13 protein-coding genes are annotated in these 15,209 nt (G+C 71.2%); 11 read left to right on the plus strand and 2 right to left on the minus strand.

The genetic code is table 11. The features are described 5' to 3' along the window. Positions 1 to 71: 71 nt before the first annotated feature. The 10 genes from ACZ6TD_RS31140 to era all read left to right on the plus strand — a co-directional run bounded on the left by ACZ6TD_RS31140 (position 72) and on the right by era (position 11,442). Positions 72 to 833, plus strand: a complete 762-nt coding sequence (locus tag ACZ6TD_RS31140) for a hypothetical protein (RefSeq protein WP_471343446.1) — start codon at positions 72 to 74, stop codon at positions 831 to 833. A gap of 77 nt (positions 834 to 910) precedes the next feature. Then, on the plus strand, positions 911 to 1,270 hold the full coding sequence (locus ACZ6TD_RS31145) for a histidine triad nucleotide-binding protein (RefSeq protein ID WP_471343448.1): 360 nt from the start codon (positions 911 to 913) through the stop codon (positions 1,268 to 1,270). 3 nt (positions 1,271 to 1,273) lie between these two features. Next, positions 1,274 to 2,194 (plus strand): ribonuclease Z, encoded by a 921-nt coding sequence (locus ACZ6TD_RS31150; RefSeq protein ID WP_471343450.1) that lies wholly within the window; start codon positions 1,274 to 1,276, stop codon positions 2,192 to 2,194. 144 nt (positions 2,195 to 2,338) lie between these two features. Continuing rightward, a complete protein-coding gene (locus ACZ6TD_RS31155) occupies positions 2,339 to 3,451 on the plus strand; it encodes a carbohydrate kinase family protein (RefSeq protein ID WP_471343451.1) in 1,113 nt (370 codons plus the stop codon). Positions 3,452 to 3,657: 206 nt separating this feature from the next. Continuing rightward, the gene (locus ACZ6TD_RS31160) at positions 3,658 to 4,662 is read left to right on the plus strand and encodes a PhoH family protein (protein WP_471343452.1); all 1,005 of its coding nucleotides are present in this window, start codon (positions 3,658 to 3,660) and stop codon (positions 4,660 to 4,662) included. Positions 4,663 to 4,674: 12 nt separating this feature from the next. Beyond that, the gene (gene ybeY, locus ACZ6TD_RS31165; protein ID WP_020871394.1) at positions 4,675 to 5,172 is read left to right on the plus strand and encodes an rRNA maturation RNase YbeY; all 498 of its coding nucleotides are present in this window, start codon (positions 4,675 to 4,677) and stop codon (positions 5,170 to 5,172) included. Then, positions 5,169 to 6,479, plus strand: a complete 1,311-nt coding sequence (locus tag ACZ6TD_RS31170; RefSeq protein WP_470005881.1) for a hemolysin family protein — start codon at positions 5,169 to 5,171, stop codon at positions 6,477 to 6,479. The genes ybeY and ACZ6TD_RS31170 overlap by 4 nt, the downstream gene beginning before the upstream one ends. A gap of 411 nt (positions 6,480 to 6,890) precedes the next feature. Next, positions 6,891 to 9,872, plus strand: a complete 2,982-nt coding sequence (locus ACZ6TD_RS31175; protein WP_471343453.1) for a beta strand repeat-containing protein — start codon at positions 6,891 to 6,893, stop codon at positions 9,870 to 9,872. Between the two features lie 148 nt (positions 9,873 to 10,020). Further along, positions 10,021 to 10,371, plus strand: coding sequence for a cytidine deaminase (locus ACZ6TD_RS31180; RefSeq protein WP_137977920.1), 351 nt, complete (start codon positions 10,021 to 10,023; stop codon positions 10,369 to 10,371). Positions 10,372 to 10,485: 114 nt separating this feature from the next. Then, complete coding sequence (era, locus tag ACZ6TD_RS31185) at positions 10,486 to 11,442, plus strand: GTPase Era (protein ID WP_471343455.1); 957 nt, start codon at positions 10,486 to 10,488, stop codon at positions 11,440 to 11,442. Positions 11,443 to 11,503: 61 nt separating this feature from the next. Here era and ACZ6TD_RS31190 read toward each other — a convergent pair whose 3' ends face one another. Beyond that, positions 11,504 to 11,770 (minus strand): protealysin inhibitor emfourin, encoded by a 267-nt coding sequence (locus ACZ6TD_RS31190; RefSeq protein WP_471343457.1) that lies wholly within the window; start codon positions 11,768 to 11,770, stop codon positions 11,504 to 11,506. Positions 11,771 to 11,797: 27 nt separating this feature from the next. Then, a complete protein-coding gene (locus ACZ6TD_RS31195; protein WP_471343459.1) occupies positions 11,798 to 12,931 on the minus strand; it encodes a M4 family metallopeptidase in 1,134 nt (377 codons plus the stop codon). A gap of 335 nt (positions 12,932 to 13,266) precedes the next feature. On the opposite strand from ACZ6TD_RS31195, the gene leuA reads away from it, so the two are divergent. Beyond that, positions 13,267 to 15,069 carry a 2-isopropylmalate synthase gene (gene leuA / locus ACZ6TD_RS31200; protein WP_471343460.1) on the plus strand — a complete coding sequence of 601 codons (1,803 nt, stop codon included), beginning with the start codon at positions 13,267 to 13,269 and terminating at the stop codon, positions 15,067 to 15,069. Positions 15,070 to 15,209: the final 140 nt, after the last annotated feature.

Here is a 15,209-nt window from a genome sequence, read left to right on the forward strand (position 1 = left end):
TCGCCGGGCACGCCCGCACCTGGCCGAGGACGGCCTTCCGGTTCGCGCCGGCCGATGGGAACCTATCCCCTATGGGGGTATTGAGCCAGGCAAGGCAGGCACGACGGGCACGGCAGGGACGGCAGACAAGACGGGGACGGACGCTCTTCGCCGTCGCGGCGGCCGGCGCGGCGGCGGTCGCGGTGACGGCGTGCGAGCCGACCGGCGGCGGCATCAGCTCGGTGACGGTCGCGATCACCACGGACCAGGTCGCCACCGAGGCCCTGGAGCGGGGCGGTGTCGGCGTCCGCTGGATGAGCTGCAACGCCGAGTTCAGGCACGGCCGTACGGCGGGTGCCGCCTCGCCCTCGCAGAGCGAGCGGGCCGGGGAGACCGACGCACGGGTGGACTGCCACGGCAGGACCGACAACGACAAGGACGTCCGGATCAGGGGCCGGGTCACCTACGTCCGGGAGGACCACTGCGTCCGGGGCGACTTGACCGGCCAGGTGGACGGCCGGAAGGTCTTCGAGGCGAATGTGATCGGGGAGTGCCAGGGCGGCGGCCGGGACACCGAGAGCCCCCGGCCGACCCGCAGTCACCCTTGGGAGCACCGGACCACGGAGGCTCCCGAGCCGACCCGTAGCCACCCTTGGGAGCACCGGACCACGGAGGCTCCCGAGCCGACCCGTAGCCACCCTTGGGAGCACCGGACCACCGAGGCCCCCGAGCCGACCCGCAGTCACCCTTGGGAGCACCCGTCCACCGAGGGCGGCGCCGGCCAGGTCGGTGTCGGTGACGGCGCCGGTGAGGACGGTAAGGGCGGCACCGGGGGCGGTGGCCGGAGCGAATAACCCGCGATCGCTTCCGTCGGCAGGCCCTGCCGGTACCATCCGGACCGTACGTGCCGACGATCCGTGAGGAGCCACCGGTGGCGGGAGAACCGCAGGCCGACTGCCTGTTCTGCAAGATTGTGTCGGGGGAGGTGCCGGCCACCGTCGTCCGCGAGACGGACACCACCGTCGCCTTCCGTGACATAAACCCCCAGGCGCCCACGCACGTCCTGGTGATCCCCAAGGCGCACCACCGGGACGCGGCCTCCCTCGCGGCGGCCGAACCGCAGATCACCGCGGACGTGCTGCGCGAGGCGGGCGCGGTCGCCGCGGAGGAGAAGCTCGACGAGACGGGCTACCGCGTGGTGTTCAACACCGGCTCCGGCGCCGGTCAGACCGTCTTCCACGCGCATGCCCACGTCCTGGGCGGCCGCGGGCTCAACTGGCCCCCCGGATAACCCTTGTCCGCGCGGGAACTGATCGTCCTCGGCACCGCCAGCCAGGTGCCGACCCGGCACCGCAACCACAACGGCTATCTGCTGCGCTGGGACGGCGAGGGCCTGCTGTTCGACCCCGGCGAGGGCACCCAGCGCCAGATGCTGAGGGCCGGGGTCGCCGCCCATGACATCGACCGGATCTGCGTCACCCACTTCCACGGGGACCACTCCCTGGGCCTGGCCGGGGTGATCCAGCGGATCAACCTCGACCGGGTGCCGCACCGGGTGACCGCCCACTACCCGGCGAGCGGACAGCGGTTCTTCGAGCGGCTGCGCTACGCGACCGCCTACCGCGAGACGGTCGCGCTGACCGAGGAGCCGGTCGCCGGCGACGGCGCGGTGCTCGCCCGTACCCCCGCGTACACGCTGGAGGCGGCCCGGCTCTCGCACCCCGTCGAGTCCTACGGCTATCGCCTGATCGAACCGGACGGCCGCAGGATGCTGCCCGAGCGGCTCGGCGCGCTCGGCGTCCGCGGCCCGGACATCGGCCGGCTCCAGCGGGATCGGGTGCTGGAGATCGAGGGGCGGACGGTGGCGATCGAGGAGGTCAGCGAGGTGCGCCGGGGGCAGCGCTTCGCGTTCATCATGGACACCCGGCTGTGCGACGGCGCCGACGCGCTGGCGCAGGGGTGCGATCTGCTGGTCATCGAGTCGACCTTCCTGGACGAGGACGAGGCCCTGGCGGTCGAGTACGGGCATCTGACCGCCGGGCAGGCGGCCCGGCTCGCGGCCGGGGCGGGGGTGCGGCACCTGGTGCTGACGCACTTCTCGCAGCGCTACGGCGACCCTTTCGAATTCGAGCGCCAGGCGCGGGACGCCGGGTTCGAGGGGGAGCTCACGGTCGCCCAGGACCTGATGACGGTGGCGCTGCCCAAACGGCGCTGAGGACGCCCCGGCGGGGGCGGCGGGACCGATGACCGCCAAGGGTGACGGTGGGCCGGACCCCGGCCCGTTGTCGGTGCCATCGTGCACACTGGCCGCACCCGCGTCCGACGGCGGAGGCGGACCGGCAAGACCTGGGAGAGCGCGGTGACGACACACGACGGCGACAAGCTCACGGCGGGCTACCACCTGCTCGACCCGCTCGCGGACGTGCGCCGCCCCGGCGACGCGGACTGCGATGTCTATCTCACCGGCACGGTCTTCCTGGACATCATCTTCACCGGTCTTGACAGCGCCCCGGTCCGCGGCACCGAGTCCTGGGCCCGCGGCATGGGCTCGAGCCCCGGCGGCGTCGCCAATATGGCCACCGCCCTGGCCCGGCTCGGCCTGCGCACCTCGCTCGCCGCCGCCTTCGGCGACGACCACTACGGGGACTACTGCCGGGACGCCCTGGACCACGGCGAGGGCATCGATCTCTCGCTCTCCCGCACGATCCCCGGCTGGCACTCACCGGTGACCGTCTCCATGGCCTACGAGGGCGAGCGGACCATGGTCTCCCACGGCCATGAGGCCCCGCCGCCCGAGGAGCCCGCGCCCAGCAGCCCGCCCCCGGCCCGCGCCGCCGTGGCCTCCCTGGTGCCCGGCCGCGGCCAGGAGTGGGTCGCCGAGGCCGCCCGCCGCGGCAGCAGGGTCTTCGCGGACGTCGGCTGGGACGACACCGGCCGCTGGGACCCGGCCGACCTCGCCGAGCTGGAGCACTGCGAGGCGTTCCTGCCCAACGCCGAGGAGGCGATGCGCTACACCCGCACCGACTGCCCGCGCGCCGCCGCACGGGCCCTGGCCGACCTGGTGCCGCTGGCCGTCGTCACGCTCGGCTCCGAGGGGGCGTACGCGGTCGACGGCCGCACCGGCGAGACCGCCGAGGTGCCCGCGATCTCGGTGGAGGCCCTGGACCCGACCGGGGCCGGGGACGTGTTCGTCGCAGGTTTCGTCACCGGCACGCTCGCCGGGTGGCCGCTCGCCGACCGGCTGGCCTTCGCCGGGCTGACCGCCGCGCTGTCGGTGCAGGAGTTCGGCGGCTCGCTGTCGGCGCCCGGCTGGGTCGAGATCGCCGCCTGGTGGCAGCACGCCCGCGCCTACGACGACCAGCCCGCCCGCGCGCTGCGCCGTTACGCCTTCCTCGACCGGCTGCTCCCGGCCGCCGCCCGCCCGTGGCCGCTGCGCCGGGCCGTCCCGACGATCGGTTTCCGCCAGGCGTAGCGCGGGGCGCGGACCGGGGGTGGCGCCGGGGCCCCGGCCCCTGGATCATCAGGGGGCGCGGGAGGCCCCAGGTGGGCGGGGTGATGAGCGGATAGGAGTAAAAGGACTCGGGTGTTGTCGGTGCTCCGTCGTACCCTGGAACCCAAGGTTGTCGAGCGGCGAGAACCCTTGTATCGGGAGGTAGAAGCAGGCCAGAGAGCCGGCCCATGACGCAACCAACCACAGCACCGCAGGCGCATGCGCAGTTCACGGTCCCGAGCAAGCACCCCATGGTCATGGTCCTGGGATCCGGTGATGCGCTGCTCCGTGTGATCGAGAACGCGTTCCCGGCGACGGATATTCATGTACGGGGCAACGAAGTCAGCGCCACCGGGGACCCGAAGGAAGTCGCCCTGGTCCAGCGTCTGTTCGATGAGATGATGCTGGTGCTCCGCACCGGTCAACCGATGACGGAGGATGCGGTGGAGCGCTCGATCTCCATGCTGCGCGCGGCTGAGAACGGCGAGAGCGGGGTGCGGGAGACGCCCGCCGAGGTGCTCACCCAGAACATCCTCTCCAACCGCGGCCGCACCATCCGTCCCAAGACGCTCAACCAGAAGCGCTATGTCGACGCCATCGACAAGCACACGGTCGTCTTCGGCATCGGCCCCGCGGGCACCGGCAAGACCTATCTCGCCATGGCCAAGGCGGTCCAGGCACTGCAGTCCAAGCAGGTCAACCGGATCATCCTCACCCGGCCGGCGGTCGAGGCGGGGGAGCGGCTCGGCTTCCTGCCCGGCACCCTCTACGAGAAGATCGACCCGTATCTGCGGCCGCTCTACGACGCGCTGCACGACATGCTCGACCCCGACTCCATCCCGCGCCTGATGGCCGCGGGCACGATCGAGGTCGCGCCGCTGGCGTACATGCGTGGCCGTACGCTCAATGACGCGTTCATCATCCTCGACGAGGCCCAGAACACGAACCCCGAGCAGATGAAGATGTTCCTCACCCGGCTCGGCTTCGACTCCAAGATAGTGATCACGGGCGACATCACCCAGATCGACCTCCCCGGCGGGACCAAGAGCGGTCTGCGCCAGGTGCGGGAGATCCTGGACGGCGTCGAGGATGTTCACTTCTCCATGCTCACCAGCACCGACGTGGTCCGTCACAAGCTGGTCGGCCGGATCGTCGACGCATACGACCAGTACGACAGTCGCAACGGAAAGTAACCGCGAACCCCCATGGCGATCGACGTCAACAACGAATCCGGTACCGATATCGACGAGCGGGCGGTGCTGGACATCGCCCGCTACGCGCTCGCCCGGATGCGTATCCACCCGCTCTCCGAGCTCTCGGTGATCGTCGTCGACGCCGACGCCATGGAGCAGCTGCACATCCAGTGGATGGATCTGCCGGGTCCGACCGATGTCATGTCCTTCCCGATGGACGAGCTGCGCCCGCCGGCCAAGGACGACGAGGAGCCCCCGCAGGGCCTCCTCGGGGACATCGTGCTCTGCCCCGAAGTGGCCAAGAAGCAGGGAGAGGAGGCGCCGACCGGGCACTCCATGGACGAGGAGCTCCAGCTGCTCACCGTCCACGGCGTCCTCCACCTCCTCGGCTACGACCACGAGGAGGCGGACGAGCGCGCCGAGATGTTCGGCCTCCAGGCCGCCATCGTCGACGGCTGGCGCGCGGAGCAGGGCGTCACCGGCCCCTCCCCGGCCCCCACCGTCCGATGAGCGCGCAGCTCGTCACCGCGGCCGTCCTGCTGGTCGTGGTGGCCTGGCTGGCGGCCTGCGCGGAGGCCGGTCTCGCCCGCACCACCCGGTTCCGCGCCGAGGAGGCCGTGCGCTCCGGTCGCCGGGGCAGCGCCAAGCTGATGCTCGTCGCCGAGGACCCCACCCGCTATCTCAATGTGGCGCTGCTGGTCCGCGTCGCCTGCGAGGTCGCGGCGGGCGCGGTCGTCACCTTCGCGAGCCTGCGCGAGTTCCCCGAGACCTGGAAGGCGCTGACCGTCGCCATCGGCGTGATGGTCCTGGTGTCGTACGTGGCCGTCGGCGTCTCCCCGCGCACCATCGGCGCCCAGCACCCGCTCAACACCGCGACGGTGGCCGCCTATGTGCTGATCCCGCTGGCCCGGGTCATGGGCCCCATTCCGCCGCTGCTGATCCTCCTCGGTAACGCGCTCACGCCCGGCAAGGGCTTCCGCAAGGGCCCGTTCGCCTCCGAGGCCGAGCTGCGTGCCCTGGTGGACCTCGCCGAGCAGGAGTCGCTGATCGAGGACGAGGAGCGGCGCATGGTCCACTCCGTCTTCGAGCTCGGCGACACCCTGGTGCGCGAGGTGATGGTGCCGCGCACCGACCTGGTGGTCATCGAGCGCTTCAAGACCATCCGGCAGGCGCTCACCCTCGCGCTGCGCTCCGGCTTCTCCCGGATACCGGTCACCGGGGAGAACGAGGACGACATCGTCGGGATCGTCTACCTCAAGGACCTGGTCCGCAAGACGCACATCAACCGCGAAGCCGAGGCCGAGCTGGTCTCCACCGCGATGCGGCCCGCCGCCTTCGTCCCGGACACCAAGAACGCGGGCGATCTGCTGCGCGAGATGCAGCAGGATCGCAACCACGTGGCCGTGGTGATCGACGAGTACGGGGGCACGGCGGGGATCGTCACCATCGAGGACATCCTCGAGGAGATCGTCGGCGAGATCACGGATGAGTACGACCGCGAGCTGCCGCCCGTCGAGGACCTCGGCGACGGCACCCACCGGGTGACCGCGCGGCTCGCCCTGGGCGACCTGGGAGAGCTGTACGGCACGCACCTGGAGGACGAGGACGTCGAAACGGTGGGCGGGCTGCTCGCCAAGGCGCTGGGCCGGGTGCCGATCGCGGGCGCCAAGGCCGAGGTGGACGTCCCCGAGGGCGGGGTGGACCCCGCGCTCAAGGCGCTGCGGCTGACCGCCGAGTCCCCGGCGGGCCGCCGCAACCGCATCGTCACGGTGCTGGTCGAGCCGGTCCGCGAAACCGCCGTGGCCGAGCCGGAGTAGCCCCCGCGCATCCCGCACGTGCGGCCCCGTCCACACCCCGTGGGCGGGGCCGCACTGCGTTCCGGTCCGGCCCGCCTCCCGCGCTCCCGCCGCCCGCGCCGGGGCGCGGCACCCGCCCGCACGACAGCGGGCCCTCGCGCCGGCGCATCGGCAACGCGCGGCCCGCGCTGCGCCATACGGGTGGAATAGCCGTCCGCTCCCTGGCCCATCTGCCGTAGGCACCCGCTTACTTGCAGGTACCGACTGGTGGGTCGCCCATACCTCTGTCGGGGGACAGTCGACCTCTCTGCTTTGACGTAGACAGGTCGGCCGTATGGGCACCCCCGCACAGAGGCCAAGGCTCCGCGCGGCACGCGCCGCGCGGAGCCGGGCGGCTCATCCCCCTGAGCTCAGGAAAGGGCGGCCGCTTCCATGTCCACCACCACGGTGACCTCCACGCCTAATCCCTCCGTCTTCGGTCAATCCGTCACCTACACCGCCACCGTCACCGGCATCACCGCCGGGACCCCTCCGTGGGGCGACGTGACCTTCGTCATCGCGGGTGGGCCGACCATCGGTCCCGTGACGCTCACCCAAACCGGGCCCGACTCCGGCACGGCCAGCGTGACCGACTCCACGCTCGCCGTCGGCTCCCACCTGGTCACGGCGAACTTCGTCAACTCCAGCGATCCTTTGGACAATTCGTCCGGCACGACCATCCAGCAGGTCAACCAGTCGGCGACCACCACCACCGTCACCTTCGTCCCGCCCGCGCCCGTCTGCGGCGAGACCGTGACCCTGACCGCCAGTGTGGCGGCGGTGCCCCCGGGGAGCGGTGTCCCCACCGGCACGGTCACCTTCATCATCAGCGCGGACGGGCCGACGATGACCGGGACCCTCGACGGGGCCGGGAACGCCTCCGTGACCGTCCCCGCCCTGAGCGTGGGCACGCACCAGGTCGCCGCGTTCTACAACGGCGACGCCAACTTCGCCGCGTCCAACTCGCCCTTGACGCCGCTCACCATCAATCCGGCGTCCTCGACCACGGCCCTCACCATCTCCCCCGCCTCGCCGGTCTGCGGTGAGACGGTGACCCTGTGTGCCCAGGTGGCGGTCGTCGCGCCCGGCACCTGCACCCCGACGGGCACGGTGACGTTCACGATCGCGGGTGGTCCGACCCTGACCGGGACGCTGAACGCCACCGGCCAGGCGTGCGTGACGACCAGCGCCATCCCGGTGGGGACCCACGCCGTGACGGCCGCCTACGCCGGAAACGGGGATGTCGCGGGCTCGACCGACACCGGGTCGATCACGGTCGGTCAGGGAGCCTCGACCACATCGGTCACGGTGTCCCCGGCCGCACCGGTCTGCGGTGAGGCGATCACCATCTGTGCCCAGGTGACGGTGTCGCCGCCGAGCACCTGTACGCCCACGGGCACGGTGACCTTCGCGATCAGCGGTGGCCCGACCCTGACGGGCACGCTGGACGCGACCGGCCAGGCGTGTGTGACCACCAGCGCGCTGACCGCGGGGTCGTACACCGTGACCGCCACCTACGGGGGCAGCACGAACATCGCGGGCTCCGCCGGCACAGCGCCGATCACCGTGGGTCAGGGCGTCTCGGGTATCTCGGCGAGCATCTCGCCCAGCCCGTCCGTCTGCGGTGAGCCGGTGACCATCTGCGCGGACGTGGGCGTGGCGCCGCCGAGCACATGTGTCCCCACCGGGAACGTGACGTTCGCCGTCTCCGGTGGTCCGACCCTGACGGGCACGCTGGACGCGACCGGTCAGGCGTGTGTCACGACCAGTGCCATTCCGGTCGGCACGCACAGCGTGACCATCACCTATCCGGGTGACGGGGACGTCATGGGCTCGACGACGACCCTTCCCCTGACGGTGAATCAGGCGTCCTCGACGACCGCGCTGACGATCACGCCCGCCTCTCCGGTGTGCGGCCAGTCGGTGACCCTGTGCGCGCAGGTGACCACGACGTCGCCCGGTACGTGCGCCCCGACCGGGGCGGTGACGTTCACGGTCGCGGGTGGTCCGACTTTGATCGGGACGTTGAATGCCAGCGGTCAGGCGTGTGTGACGACCAGCGCCATTCCGGTGGGCACGCACGGGGTGACGGCCTCGTACGGGGGCAACACGGGCGTGGCGGGCTCGTCGGCGTCCGGTTCCGTCACCGTCGGCCAGGCCGCGTCCACGACCGCGCTGACGATCACGCCCGCCTCTCCGGTGTGCGGCCAGTCGGTGACCCTGTGCGCGCAGGTGACCACGACGTCGCCCGGTACGTGCGCCCCGACCGGGGCGGTGACGTTCACGGTCGCGGGTGGTCCGACTTTGATCGGGACGTTGAATGCCAGCGGTCAGGCGTGTGTGACGACCAGCGCCATTCCGGTGGGGACGCACGGGGTGACGGCCTCGTACGGGGGCAACACGGGCGTGGCGGGCTCGTCGGCGTCCGGTTCCGTCACCGTCGGCCAGGCCGCGTCCACGACCGCGCTGACGATCACGCCCGCCTCTCCGGTGTGCGGCCAGTCGGTGACCCTGTGCGCGCAGGTGACCACGACGTCGCCCGGTACGTGCGCCCCGACCGGGGCGGTGACGTTCACGGTCGCGGGTGGTCCGACTTTGATCGGGACGTTGAATGCCAGCGGTCAGGCGTGTGTGACGACCAGCGCCATTCCGGTGGGCACGCACGCGGTGACGGCCTCGTACGGGGGCAACACGGGCGTGGCGGGCTCGTCGGCGTCCGGTTCCGTCACCGTCGGCCAGGCGAGCACCACGACCACGCTCACCTCCTCGCCGAACCCCTCCACCCCCGGCCAGAACGTGACCTTCACCGCCACCGTGACCGCGGTGCCGCCGGCGACGGGCACCCCGACCGGGAACGTCATCTTCGTGATCAGCGGCGGGCCCACCCTCACCGGCACGCTCAACGCCTTCGGACAGGCCACCGTCAGCACCAACACCCTCACCACCGGGGCGCACACGGTCACGGCCATCTACGGCGGCGACACCTGCTTCGCCGGTTCGGTCTCACCGACGATCACCCAGAACGTGGCCGTGGCGCCGACCGGGACCACGGTGACCGCCACCCCGGCCACGATCCGGCTGCGGTTCAACGGCACGCTGATCATCCCGACCCTGAGCGCGACGCTGAGGGACGCGTCGAACAACCCGATCCCCGGCCAGACCCTCACCTTCGTCGCCAACTCCGTCCTGGGCCCGATCCCGCTGGGCAGCGCGGTCACCAACGCCGGCGGCACGGCGACGCTCAGCAATGTCACCGTCTCACCGACCGTGCTCACCGCCTCGACGTACACCGCCTCCTTCGCGGGCGCTCCGGGCCTGAGCCCGTCGTCGGGTTCGGCCTCGCTGACCTTCCAGCCGACGCCGATCCTCCCGTAGGACCCTGAGAACAACCGCACAACCGAGCGACAGCACAACCGCACAACCGCGTATCGCCCGCGCCGGGCCGCCGCACCGCGGCCCGGCGCGGGCCGCCGTGTGCCCACCGGCGTCACCGCCGGTCAACGCCCCGCATATGCTCATCCGCATGAGCGAAGCAGCGCAGTTGGACCCCGAAGACCGCAAGATCATCACGCTGGCCCGCTCCGTGCGGGCCCGCAACTCCGTGCCGGAGGGCGCCGCCGTCCGCGACGAGACGGGGCGTACGTATGTCGCCGGGACCGTGGCCCTCGACTCGCTGAAGCTGAGCGCCCTCCAGACCGCCGTCGCCATGGCCGTGGCGAGCGGTGCCACGTCCCTGGAGGCCGCGGCCGTGGTGACCGATGCGGAGAGCGCGTCCGAGGAGGACCGCGCGGCCGTCCGGGACCTCGGCGGGGCCGGGACCCCGGTGCTGCTGGCGGGCCCCGACGGCACCCTGCGGGCCACGCTGGACGCCTGACCGGCGCCCTACGGTCACAGTGGGCCCGCCTGCCCCGGCCCACCGCCCCCGGCGGTCGTACGAGGCCGGGACGGCTGGTCCGAGCGGGTCGGGGCATCGGGGAGAATGGGGGCCATGACTGCCGGTACCTCCCCGTCCCCGACCGAGCAGCGGGAGACCCCGCACCGCTCGGGCTTCGCCTGCTTCGTCGGCCGCCCCAACGCGGGCAAGTCGACCCTGACCAACGCGCTGGTGGGGACGAAGGTCGCGATCACCTCGAACCGCCCGCAGACCACCCGCCACACCGTCCGCGGCATCGTGCACCGCCCCGACGCCCAGCTGGTGCTCGTCGACACCCCTGGTCTGCACAAGCCGCGCACCCTGCTCGGCGAGCGGCTCAACGATGTGGTGCGCACCACCTGGGCCGAGGTCGACGTCATCGGCTTCTGCCTGCCCGCCGACCAGAAGCTCGGCCCCGGCGACCGCTATATCGCCACCGAGCTCGCGGGCATCAAGAAGACCCCCAAGGTCGCGATCGTCACCAAGACCGACCTGGTCGAGCCCGAGCAACTGGCCCAGCAACTGATCGCCATCGACCGGCTCGGCAAGGAGCTGGGCATCGAGTGGGCCGAGATCGTGCCGGTGTCGGCGGTGGGTGACCAGCAAGTGGGTCTGCTGGCGGATCTGCTGGTCCCGCTGCTGCCCGAGGGCCCGACGCTCTACGCCGAGGGCGACCTTACGGACGAGCCCGAGCAGGTCATGGTGGCCGAGCTGATCCGGGAGGCCGCGCTGGAGGGAGTACGGGACGAACTGCCGCACTCCATCGCGGTGGTGGTGGAGGAGATGCTGCCCCGCGAGGGCCGCCCCGCGGACCGGCCGCTCCTGGACATCCACGCCAACCTCTACATCGAGCGGCCCAGCCAGAAGGGCATCATCATCGGCCCCAAGGGCCGCCGCCTGAAGGATGTGGGCACCAAGTCCCGCAAGCACATCGAGGCGCTGCTCGGCACGCCCGTCTTCCTCGACCTCCATGTGAAGGTCGCCAAGGACTGGCAGCGCGATCCGAAGCAGTTGCGGAAGCTGGGGTTCTGACCCCGGCGCGTGGGCCTCGGCGCATGCGTCGAGGCCCACGCCGCCCACGGCCGCGCGGCCCTTACGCGCCCTCCTTCAGCACCGCGCGGATCAGTTCCCGCTGGGCGTCGCTCAGATGGGGATCCGCGGCGTGGATGGTGCGACCGTCGACGGTGATCTCGTACTGGAAGCCGTCGGGGACGCCGCGGGACGCCGTGGTGTGGCCGGTCTCGACGGCCTGGTGGGCCACGGCGTCCAGATGGGTGGCGTCGGGCCGGCCGGTGGTGTCCAGCTCGGCCCGGCGCTCGATTCCGGCGAATCCGCCGGTGCGGGTGACGGAGATGCGCATGGCTCCATCACTACCCGATGGCGTGGTCTAGCGCGCGCCCACGTGGGCCCGCAGATCGGTGATGCCCACCCCGGCCCATGCCTCCCGCACCGCCGACTGCTCCTCGCCCTCGCCGTAGCGGGTGTGCGCCGCGGCCACCGTGAGCTGGGCGAAGTCGGCGAACTCCGCGTCGGAGGCCAGATCGCCGCCGGTCAGCACGTCGTACCAGATCTGCCCGGCGCGCTCCCAGGCGTTGCCGCCCAGGGCGGTGGCGGCGAGGTAGAAGGCGTGGTTGGGGATGCCGGAGTTGATGTGGACGCCGCCGTTGTCCCGTGAGGTGTGGACGTAGTCGTCCATCGTGCCCGGCTGCGGGTCCTTGCCCAGCACATCGTCGTCGTACGCCGTGCCCGGGGCCTTCAGCGAGCGCAGGGCCACCCCGGTGACCCGGTCCGTCAGCAGCCCCGCGCCGATCAGCCAGTCGGCCTCCTCGGCGCTCTGCCCGAGCACATGCTGCTTGACCAGGGAGCCGAAGACGTCGGACATCGACTCGTTGAGCGCCCCGGACTGGCCGAAGTACTCGAGGTTGGCGGTGTACTGCGTGACGCCGTGGGTCAGCTCGTGGGCCATCACGTCGACCGGGATGGTGAAGTCCAGGAAGACCTCGCCGTCCCCGTCGCCGAAGACCATCTGCTCGCCGTCCCAGAAGGCGTTGTTGTAGTCCTCGCTGTAGTGGACGCTCGCGTTCAGCGGCAGCCCGGAGTCGTCGATCGAGCGCCGGCCGTACGCCTTGAGGAAGAGCTCGAAGGTCGCGCCGAGCCCGTCGTACGCGCGGTTCACCGAGTCGTCCCCGCTCGCCTGGTCGCCCTCGCCGCGCACCTTCCTGCCCGGCAGCGAGGTCCGGTGCTGGGCGTCGTAGATGGTGCGCCGGGGCTTGTCGGAGGGCGCGGCGGCCCGCGCGGCGGGGACGCCGCGCACGGTGGTGATCCGGCGGCGGGTGCGCTGCAGGGCGTCGTGCTCGAGCGTGCGGCGGGCGGGATCGGCCAGCGACGCGTCCTCGGCATGGGACAGCTTGTCCAGGACGTGCGGCGGCACGATCGTGCAGAAGGCGGTGTGGCGGTGACCGCGGGCAGGGCGGGTCGCAAGGCTGGTCTTGCGGCCGTTGGCATTGGCATTGGCGTCCATGGCTGGCAATGTCGCATCGCGTGATGCCGGTGTCACGCCTTGCGGTCATGATTGCTGAAATCGAGTGGAAGATGTGTATTCCTCCGAAGCGCAGGTATCGGTCCGCATAGTGATACGGGTCCGCTCCGCCCGCCCGTCTCGGTTAGGCTGCTCTCCATCATGCGTTTCGGGCTGCTTCTTCTTAGCTGCCGCGGCGAGGGCCTGTAGTCGAACGGCCGACCCCCTCCCCGCGGAGTTCGGCGTTGCGCTGATCACGCCCCGTCGGCCGCCCCAGGACCTCCGCGACAGCGGATTCGTCCAGCGGACAGCGGACTATCCAAGGAGCCCCGCGCACCATGACTCACTCCGACACGCCCGGCCATTCCGAGACCGCCGCGATCTCCGGTGACGCCGTCGGCCGTCCCACCCCCATCACCGCCGCGACCGTCACCCAGCGCCCCTCGGGGATGCCGATCCACAAGTACGGCCCGTACGAGGCGGTCGACATCCCGGACCGAACCTGGCCGGACAACCGCATCACCGTCGCCCCGCGCTGGCTGTCCACCGATCTGCGGGACGGCAACCAGGCGCTGATCGACCCGATGTCCCCGGCCCGCAAGCGCGAGATGTTCGACCTGCTGGTGCGCATGGGCTACAAGGAGATCGAGGTCGGCTTCCCCTCCTCCGGCCAGACCGACTTCGACTTCGTACGGTCGATCATCGAGGAGGGCGCGATCCCGGAGGACGTGACGATCTCCGTCCTCACCCAGGCGCGCGAGGAGCTGATCGAGCGCACTGTCGAGTCGCTGCGCGGGGCGCACAAGGCCACCGTGCACCTGTACAACGCCACCGCCCCCACCTTCCGCCGCGTCGTCTTCCGCGGCACCCGGGAGCAGGTCAAGCAGATCGCGGTGGACGGCACCCGGCTGGTGGTGGAGTACGCCGACAAGATCCTCGGCGATGACACGGTCTTCGGCTACCAGTACAGCCCGGAGATCTTCACCGACACCGAGCTGGACTTCGCGCTGGAGGTCTGCGAGGGCGTGATGGACGTCTGGCAGCCCGAGGAGGGCCGCGAGATCATCCTGAATCTGCCGGCCACCGTCGAGCGCTCGACCCCGTCCACCCACGCGGACCGCTTCGAGTGGATGTCGCGCCATCTGTCCCGGCGCGAGCACATCTGCCTGTCGGTGCATCCGCACAACGACCGCGGCACCGCCGTCGCCGCCGCCGAGCTGGCGATCATGGCCGGGGCGGACCGCATCGAGGGCTGTCTGTTCGGGCAGGGCGAGCGCACCGGCAATGTCGACCTGGTGACGCTGGGCATGAACCTGTTCTCCCAGGGCGTGGACCCGCAGATCGACTTCTCGCAGATCGACGAGATCCGCCGCACCGCCGAGTACTGCAACCAGATGGAGATCCACCCGCGCCACCCCTACGCGGGCGATCTGGTCTACACCGCCTTCTCCGGCTCCCACCAGGACGCCATCAAGAAGGGGTTCGAGGCGCTGGAGGCGAGCGCGGCCGAGCAGGGCAAGACGGTGGACGAGATCGAGTGGGCGGTCCCGTACCTGCCCATCGACCCCAAGGACGTCGGCCGCTCCTACGAGGCCGTGATCCGGGTGAACTCCCAGTCCGGCAAGGGCGGCATCGCCTATGTCCTGAAGAACGACCACAACCTGGACCTGCCGCGCAGGATGCAGATCGAGTTCTCCAAGACGATTCAGGCCAAGACCGACGCCGAGGGCGGCGAGGTCACCCCGGCCCAGATCTGGGCGGCCTTCCAGGACGAGTACCTGCCGACCGACGACAACCGGTGGGGCCGGATCTCGCTGCGCAGCGCGCAGACCTCCTCCACCACCGAGGGCACCGACGCACTCACCGTCGAGGCGGTCGTGGACGGCGCCGAGACGGTGCTGACCGGCACCGGCAACGGCCCGCTGGCGGCCTTCTTCGACGCCCTGGGCGCGATTGACGTGGACGTACGGCTGCTGGACTACTCCGAGCACACCCTGAGCGAGGGCGCCGCGTCCCAGGCCGCCGCGTACATCGAGTGCGCGATCGACGGGCAGGTGCTGTGGGGCGTCGGCATCGACGCCAACATCGTGCGCGCCTCCCTGAAGGCGGTCGTCTCCGCGGTGAACCGGGCGCGCCGGTGATCCTTACGGAATCCTTCGGATTCCTTCAGGTGCATGGGTGATCTTTCACCGGACTGATCGGACGGGTTCATCACCCCGTTGACCTGGTCACCCACATGGGCCCCGTTCACCCCGCGAGGTGGGCGGGGCCTCGGGTTTGG

This window comes from Streptomyces yongxingensis (assembly GCF_055597465.1).

Coding starts and splice junctions, on each gene's coding strand:
- ACZ6TD_RS31140 (WP_471343446.1), top strand. CDS start 72: ATGGGGGTATTGAGCCAGGCAAGGCAGGCACGACGGGCACGGCAGGGA.
- ACZ6TD_RS31160 (WP_471343452.1), top strand. CDS start 3,658: ATGACGCAACCAACCACAGCACCGCAGGCGCATGCGCAGTTCACGGTC.
- ybeY (WP_020871394.1), top strand. CDS start 4,675: ATGGCGATCGACGTCAACAACGAATCCGGTACCGATATCGACGAGCGG.
- ACZ6TD_RS31170 (WP_470005881.1), top strand. CDS start 5,169: ATGAGCGCGCAGCTCGTCACCGCGGCCGTCCTGCTGGTCGTGGTGGCC.
- ACZ6TD_RS31175 (WP_471343453.1), top strand. CDS start 6,891: ATGTCCACCACCACGGTGACCTCCACGCCTAATCCCTCCGTCTTCGGT.
- ACZ6TD_RS31180 (WP_137977920.1), top strand. CDS start 10,021: ATGAGCGAAGCAGCGCAGTTGGACCCCGAAGACCGCAAGATCATCACG.
- era (WP_471343455.1), top strand. CDS start 10,486: ATGACTGCCGGTACCTCCCCGTCCCCGACCGAGCAGCGGGAGACCCCG.
- ACZ6TD_RS31190 (WP_471343457.1), bottom strand. CDS start 11,770: ATGCGCATCTCCGTCACCCGCACCGGCGGATTCGCCGGAATCGAGCGC.
- ACZ6TD_RS31195 (WP_471343459.1), bottom strand. CDS start 12,931: ATGGACGCCAATGCCAATGCCAACGGCCGCAAGACCAGCCTTGCGACC.
- leuA (WP_471343460.1), top strand. CDS start 13,267: ATGACTCACTCCGACACGCCCGGCCATTCCGAGACCGCCGCGATCTCC.